Annotated in this window: 5 protein-coding genes; 1 reads left to right on the top strand and 4 read right to left on the bottom strand. The window is 55.2% G+C overall.

Translation table 11 applies throughout. The features are described 5' to 3' along the window. The coding region (locus D5S08_RS16165) for an ArdC-like ssDNA-binding domain-containing protein (RefSeq protein ID WP_126665633.1) at positions 1 to 352 on the top strand (352 nt) is incomplete at its 5' end. On the opposite strand, the gene D5S08_RS16160 is transcribed toward D5S08_RS16165, so the two are convergent. Genes D5S08_RS16160 through D5S08_RS16145 form a run of 4 tightly spaced genes read right to left on the bottom strand, consistent with a single transcriptional unit; the run spans position 347 to position 7,202 of the window. Next, complete coding sequence (locus tag D5S08_RS16160) at positions 347 to 2,479, bottom strand: GmrSD restriction endonuclease domain-containing protein (protein WP_121120222.1); 2,133 nt, start codon at positions 2,477 to 2,479, stop codon at positions 347 to 349. The two genes, D5S08_RS16165 and D5S08_RS16160, sit on opposite strands and share 6 nt — an antisense overlap. A 36-nt stretch (positions 2,480 to 2,515) precedes the next feature. Further along, positions 2,516 to 5,056 (bottom strand): GIY-YIG nuclease family protein, encoded by a 2,541-nt coding sequence (locus D5S08_RS16155; protein ID WP_121120221.1) that lies wholly within the window; start codon positions 5,054 to 5,056, stop codon positions 2,516 to 2,518. Continuing rightward, positions 5,053 to 6,627, bottom strand: a complete 1,575-nt coding sequence (locus D5S08_RS16150; RefSeq protein ID WP_121120220.1) for an Eco57I restriction-modification methylase domain-containing protein — start codon at positions 6,625 to 6,627, stop codon at positions 5,053 to 5,055. The genes D5S08_RS16155 and D5S08_RS16150 overlap by 4 nt, the downstream gene beginning before the upstream one ends. After that, positions 6,624 to 7,202, bottom strand: coding sequence for an SAM-dependent DNA methyltransferase (locus D5S08_RS16145; protein ID WP_241557483.1), 579 nt, complete (start codon positions 7,200 to 7,202; stop codon positions 6,624 to 6,626). Before D5S08_RS16145 ends, D5S08_RS16150 begins: the two co-directional genes overlap by 4 nt. Positions 7,203 to 7,465 lie beyond the last annotated feature (263 nt).

The raw sequence follows: 7,465 nt of genomic DNA, 5'->3' as shown, positions 1-7,465 counted from the left end.
TCGAGGAAGGAGCCGGCTCTATAGGATGCCTTGGCACCGGGCACGTGCAGACATCACCACCCCTGTCAATGTCACCAGCGGCCGCAGCTATCGCGGGCTGAACGTCATCAGCCTTTGGATGATCGCGGAGGCGAGGCAATACGGCAGCGGTACTTGGGCCATCTATCAGCAACGGCAGGAGAAAGGCGCGCAGGCCCGCAAAGGGGAGAAGAGCGCGAGTGTGTTCTTTTGGAAGCACCTGAGCGAGGGGCAGGACGGCGGACGGGCAGACACGAGCGGCGAAGAGGACGGCAACCGGGCGCGGTTCCTGGCGCGGGCCCAATCCAACTCGGAGGGTCTTCGCTTTTTATAGAAACCTGTCCGCGAGATATGCAGGCATCTCCGCAAGGGAGATTTCCTGAGAAGAGTTGCCGCTACGGACGTAAAACTTCTCTTGCTGCACGCCATTCTTGTCCTTAACCGTCAGGATGATAGGCTTGCTCGATGGCTGCACGTCAACCTTACAGATCTCTATCTCGCTCACCTCTGGGAAGGTGATCTTGACTTTGCTACTGACGAACGCGCCGCCGAGACTGGCACTCAGCAAGTTGCGCAAATGCAGCTCAAACTTGTCGCGATCAGCACCGCCTAGAGACAGGTAATCGGCCTCAAGGCCCAGAGTCTCGCCGTCGTCTTTGACGCCGATTAGGAGCGTGCCGCCTTGGCTGTTGGCGAAGGCGGTGACAGTTTTCACAACAACCTCTTCCAATTTTTTATTCACAGCCTTCTGCACTGTGTCCCAGCGAAGCGAGGATTTAAATTCAAGCTCGTCGTCCTCGCCCTGCGTGATTATTTCTTCGAGCGTAATCGCAGCCTCAGGTGGCTTGGTGTCCGTGATGTCGGATAAGAAAGCGTTGAGGTGTTCAGCAAGCACGGCTCGACGGCGTTGAAGGAACGTCTCGTAGTTCTCAATTTCCCAAAGCTGGGTATCCTCCGGGACGGATTGCAAGGCAAGCGCGTTAGGGAAGCGGGCTTGTACCTCTGCAAGATATGCTTTGGCCTCCATCGCACCCTTCGCCCGGTTAGCCACCTGCGTAAGGATCGCGCGATTGGTGAGTTCCTGTGCCAAGGAATATTTGAGACGATTTTCCTGGCCATACCCTTGCATTTTCAACTTTGAGTACGGGAAGATATGGTCATTCTCCAGAGCATATTTACGCCCCATGGCCTGTCGCAACGCAACGCCCGTTGTGAAACAGACAGCATTTCGACTCTTAAGAAACCAGCGAAGCAAGCCGAAAAGCGGGTGGGAAATCGACCGGCCAACAAATTCGTCCGGGGTGATCTCTAGCCGACGCTCTTCTTTGATGACCGCCAGCAGCTCATCGAAAGGACTGCTAGCCTCCTTGATAATGCGGAGGTCGCGATCAAGCTTCTGCGGGAGCTGGCTAACATAGCGGGTACGGATCTGGGAGTAGTAGAACCACTTCACGAGCTTACGGATTTCGGGATCCGTCAGGTGCTTGCCGTCCTTGTTGAAGCAATAAACAATGATTGGGATCAAAGCGTAAACCGAATTTATTTCATCTGTGTGGTCGACGAAAGCGTGCGATCGCATGACGCTCGCAACGTAATCTAGCACTTGATCGTCTAGTAGCTTCCAGGCGGCCCGAATTTGCCGATTGTTATCAGCATCGTGAAGCTTTTTCATCTCTGATCCGAGATGATAAAGACAGCCGAGCAGCACATACACAACGAAATCGAGCTTGAAGACGAAGCCCTTGTTGGCCAACTCTGACAGCTTTCTTTTAAACACATCACGAGCTTCAGGCCAGTAGCCGGAAATTTGAGCCAGTGCGAGTTCGGCGTCGGTGAGCGACACGCCGCTCGCGTTGACTTTATAGAAAATGTCAATCGCCTCGCGAACGCTGGCCCGGACCGGTATCGTCTGCTCAGGGAACTCGCGATCAAGAATATTTTCTATCGTTCGGGTGTTGTCGTCCATCGCATCATCGCGCTCACGACTAATCGTTTCCCCCTTGGCTTCAAGCTCGCGAACGATGTCCTTGGCGCGAATTTTCCGTTGAAAGATGTGCGTTATGTTTTGCCAGCGCGGATCGTTGCCCATCTTGTTCTTCGAGAAATAGGCTAGCTCCAACGTCTCGACGTTCACGTAAAGGCCGCGCGTATCGTTTAGGATTTCTCCCGAGGAATAGTAAGGCGGTATCTCGCCTCGTACGAGCATATAAAGGGTTGTGATCCGCTGCTGCCCGTCAAGAAGGATGCGGACAGCACCTTGCTTTTCATTGTATTTATGAGGACCTTTCAACTCTGGCGGGCTTGCCGTTTCCCAGGTGAGCATCGTGCCGGTCGGATATTCTTTAATCAATGAGTCGATCAACTGCTTAGCGTCATCACGCTTCCAAACGTACTCACGCTGAAAGGCCGGAACAAAGAGTTGCCGTTCGTCTATTTTCTCTAGTGCCGCGCTAATCTTCAACTCATTGTCCTCCGGAAATCATATTCACGCCCTGATTTAGTCCTTGGCCACAACCGTATCGTAGAGGCCATAGTGGGTCAGACCTTCATGGCTCTCGATACCTGTATAGCGAAGTGAGGCGTCTTCGTAGCGTCGGAACGCGAAAACGGCTTCATTCATCCTCTCGGTGTTAAACACCTTCAAGCGCACCAAAAGATGGAAGTCCGCCACGGTCAAGCCTGTGACCGTAAGGAACAGGTCCGGCTCCAGCTTAGTGATCACGTCTTGTAGCGTGTTCTCGCGGAAGTCGGTCAAATACATGAAGGCTGGGATGCGGGTCGCAAACTTGATCAGCTTTTCCTGCACGAGCTTACGCTTGGACTTGTACTCCTTTTCCTCGTCGGTCAGTTCTTTCTTTTCTTTTTGTGTCAACTCGCCGCTTTTAGCCTTGTTCTTGAGATCCTTGACCCTATCGCTCTTGTTGATAATGGTCTCGATTATGTTGTCACCCAGCGCACGCCAGCCCTCGATGCGTTCGACGGCGGCCATTGCCTCAGGGTCGTCGAGAACGCGGCGCAGCGTGTCGTTGTCCACGTTGACCAGCATCGTGGATTCCCATTTACGCGCTAACAGGGTTGCCGATGTTCCTGCCATCGCAATGTCGAGGATGCCGCCCGCGTCGATCTGGGTCATATTGGCCCCATCGTAGGCCAGCACCGGCAGGAATGAGACAAGCTCGCGCACCGCGTTCTCCGGGTTAGCCTCGCCGGGCGAGAGGCCTATGCCATATTCCGACAGCTGCCGGAGAGCGCGGGTCGGCGCGAAATCGAACACGAAGCAGATGGGTTTGAGGATTTCTTCCTCATTCGGATTGTCGCCGTTGGGATTCTTGATCGACCAAGGCGATTGCACCCGGAATGCGGCCTGAAAGTAGGTTTCCGGAGACTTGAGATTGCGCAGCATCAGGATGGACGACCATTGCGCCACCGTCACGCCGGTTGTAAGTTTGCCGCAGGAGAGGGTGATGGTCTTGGTGTCATAGCCGCTTCCAACCGCCTGCCGGACGGGCAGTAAGGCGTCCAGGCCGATCCCTGCCGTGGCTCCCGCCGCCACGATCACCTTATAATCGTACCAGTAGGTATTGTGCTTCTCGGCTAGGAGGTTCGCCATCGCGTGGCAGGCTGCGACATTAGGCAGGAACCAGAAGGAATGTTGCAGATATGGCAGAAGCCGCACGTCTGAGTAGGGAAACGGCGGGCGGGTACCCATTCTTAGGCTGTCGATAGTCTGCGGCGCATAACCGCCTCGGATGATGTCCAACCATTTCTGAACGTCGTTTTTGTGCTTGAATATCGCCGTGTCGCCGGTGCCCGTAGCGGCGAAAAAAGTGTTCAGGTCGAACTCGTCAAACTCTCCTGCGCTGGCGATCGTCAGCAACTCGTCGGGCATCTGATATGTGAGCAATCGCATTTGCGGCAATGCGCCATAAGGATTGCGCTTGCCAGGATGATTTGCGGCGAACTCGGCCTTCGCGCGCTGTTCGTCGGTATAGGTCCAGTTGAATATCTGCTCCTCGATGAATTCGCCCGTGGCTAGCGCCTTGAACGGCGTGCCGGAGAGATAGAGATAGGCCCGCGTGGTAATCGGCAGAAATTCGGCCTCGCTTTCGGAAAGGACACCCAGATCTTCGTTCACAACCTGAAGATCGCGGGTGTATTCCTGATCGGCCTCAATCTTAGCGACTGCGGCCTCCTCACCCTCAAAAAGTTCCTTCGCGGTTTCGCGCCATGCACCAAAATGGTATTCGTCGAACACCACAAGATCCCAGTTGATCGAGTGTAGCCACTCGTTTCGAGCCTTGATGTTTCCTGCCTTGTCGCGCCCCAGTAGGTCTTGGAACGAGCCGAAATAGACCACGGGCTTGTCGCCGTTAATCTGGCTGGGGTCACGGCCGGAGCTGCGCGAAAGATATTGCCAGCCGTCAAAATCGACGTGGGATTCAAGGTCGGCCCGCCAGGCATCCTCAACGGCAGGCTTAAAGGTCAGCACAAGTACCCGCCTCGCTCCGAGCTTCTTTGCAAGCTGGTAGGCCGTGAAAGTTTTTCCGAAACGCATTTTCGCGTTCCAGAGGAAACGGGGAACCGCAGCAGCGTCCTCCTGCCAGCGAGATTGATAATATGCGCAAGTCTGTTCCACCGCGTTCGCCTGTTCCTTGCGCGGTGGAAAATCCTCGTGACGCGTGCCCGCGAATTGCTGGCCCGTGCGAAGCTCGGCCAGCACGGTCTTTACGTCCGCGACCGTGCATTGCATCCATTCGAGCTGCGGGTTGGCGAAGCCTTTGCGTTTCAGGGCGTCGCGCACGACGTGATCGGTGATGATGCTGCCGTCATCCCGCTGGGCGCATTCGTCCAAGTCGATGGTGAAGTTGGTGATGGCGGCGGTTTTGAGCTGTTCGGCGACGCGCTTTTTCACGTCACGGGACGTCTGGCCAACTTTCAGCAAACCGTCATGCGCCGGGTCGGCGATAGCGTAGGCGTAAATGCGCGGGCGCGCCTCAGGTTTTGGGGTGAGAATTTCCTCGATTGGTCGCTGATTCATCCGGTGAACTTCATTTCTCGAATCATCGTTCCCATGAACTCGACATCTTCGTTTGAAAGAGCGTAGCGTCTGCTGAGCACTTCATCCGACCAAGATTTATCCATCGCGAGAGCTGGCACGAAGGCGAAGACGTCCGCCTTATTGTCCTGCGTGATCTTTCTCAGGGACACCAGGAATCTGAAGAAAACCGTCCTCATATACGCGACCACCCGTTCTGCCTCGGCGTGACTGCCAACGACAGAAGCTACAAGGTAAGTTTCGCTACAGGCTTCCCCTGGTCCGGCGATAAAAGGACCTCGTTGATCCCAAATCGGGAGTGGGTAATTTTCATTACCGTCAGTCGCCCGGCCCACAAGCACCTTCCATTGATCGATCCACTCAGTTTTGACTGGTATCTCCGACCGAGCTACCCATGTTATCCTGCCAGAGCAGTGCAGCTTAATCGGTTTAGCTGCCGATTTGGCTGCGGCGCCAAAGAAGGTGGTTGGAAGTCCAAACGGCTTTCTGGACGAAACGTGGGAAGCAAACGTCGATTCTCCTTTAGCTCGGACCTTCCTAAGTATGGAGACTGCTTGATTTCTCCGAATGAACACACCGAATTCAGAAAGGGGCCGAGAGACCGGTGCTCCTGCGACTCCTCCACGCTCAATTGTAGTGATCGCACAGTCACCCTTATGGTCGCGATCCCATAAGAAAAAGTTCACTCCACCATTCACATTGATTTTCGGGAAAGCGTCCTTGTCGACGATGAAGTCAACAATAGTCCTCAATCTCCTATCCGCAAGCATCTTGCTCCGAAAGTCGTCGAGTCCCTTTCCCCCTACGAACCATCGCGATGGCGTCACCATAGTCAGGTAGCGAGGTTCTAGAGCCATCGCCTGTTCGACAAATTTTTGATATATAGGGCTTGCGCTTGCCGAGTTGCTTGCATCTGCGAGCTGATAAGGCGGGTTTCCTATAATAACGTCGAATTGCATTACGCCTCCGAATAACTCCGCTACCCGATTCTTGATGTTAGCGGTGTGAATAAATGCGTACGCGTGGGTCTCTCGCCCCTCGTCCCGATCCAACGCTTCCTTGCTTGCGCCACAAAAGCTGCACTTGCCTTCAGACCAGCTATGCTCACTGCGCTCGAACCAGATATTCCCTTCATCGCTGGCGAAACTTCGCCCCACCGAATGTTCGCCGTTTGCGTGCTTCGAGCAATAGACACTGCGCCGTGCAAGCAAGCTGGTTAGCCTGGTGATACCGATGCCAAACACCTGCCGGGTCAGTATATGGTCGACTCGCGTCTGTAGGTCGGGGATTTCCTGCGCCAGTCCGGCGATCAGCCGCGTTGTGATCTCCCGCAGGTAAACGCCGGACTTGGTGCAAGGGTCAAGGAACGACACCGTTCTATCCGCCCAGATGTTTGCGCCGCCGTTGCCCACCGCCCAAGCCGCCGCAAGCGTATCCAGCATCCGGCTGGCGAATTCCGGCGGCGTGAACACCTCATCGTTGGACAGGTTGGCAATGCAAGTCAGCACATCGGGATTGCGACCCCGCAGTGTAAACCCCGCCTGTTCGTTCATACGGCTTCCCCCGTTTCGCCGCTGGCAAAGCGCGCCAAGTCACGCAGCGTCATCGGCGGATATGATGAAGTAGGCGTAAAGATTTCATGCTTGCCGAGACCGGCGAACAGAGAGCCTTCCGCGCCAAAGCTGGCCATCCCGGTCAGCACGTCTAGCCGGAAATCCCGGCGTTGGAACTTGCCTTTGCCTAGATAGGCCCACTCCACTACGCTGATCGGGTCGCCCGCTGTGTCGCGCATCGTCATCGCGTTCCCCTGCACAAGATTGAGTGACAGGACATAAGAGGCAGCGCGGAATAGCTCATCCGTCGCATCCAAGCTGAGGTAATCGGCGAGCACCGCAAGCATATTTGACCGGCACTCGACGATGTTGTCGCGCAACAACTCGATTCCGTAAGCACACATCACCGCCAGGAGGGCATAATGCCGCCTCTCGAAATCAGACATACCGAACTTCAGCTCCACAGCTGCCAGCTTGCGTTGAAGGATCGGGACAAGAAAATTGCCGCTACCGCAAGCGGGTTCGAGAAACCGCGCATCAATCCGCTCCGTCTCGCCCTTTACGAGATCGAGCATTCTCTCAACAAGCCAAGGCGGTGTGAATACCTCCCCATGATCGGCAACGCGTTGTTTCGACTTAATAAGGTTCATACTGGTGAACAAACTATCCTGTTAAACTAATTATCTCAACGAGATAAGCTTCTCGGGAGCGGTTCGGAGTCTCGAACCGGAAGGTTTGAGACACTAGCCACTGGCAAAAGCGTGGGCAATCCGGCTCCGCGGGGCGGTTTCTAGCCTCCCCTAGCGCCCCGCCCCGAGCTTCCAGGCTACGCGCGGCG

It is taken from the genome of Croceibacterium ferulae, from assembly GCF_003660445.1.
Classification (GTDB): Bacteria; Pseudomonadota; Alphaproteobacteria; order Sphingomonadales; family Sphingomonadaceae; genus Croceibacterium; species Croceibacterium ferulae.
Note: the sequence above shows the minus strand (reverse complement) of the source record. Positions and strands in the feature narration are given on the sequence as shown.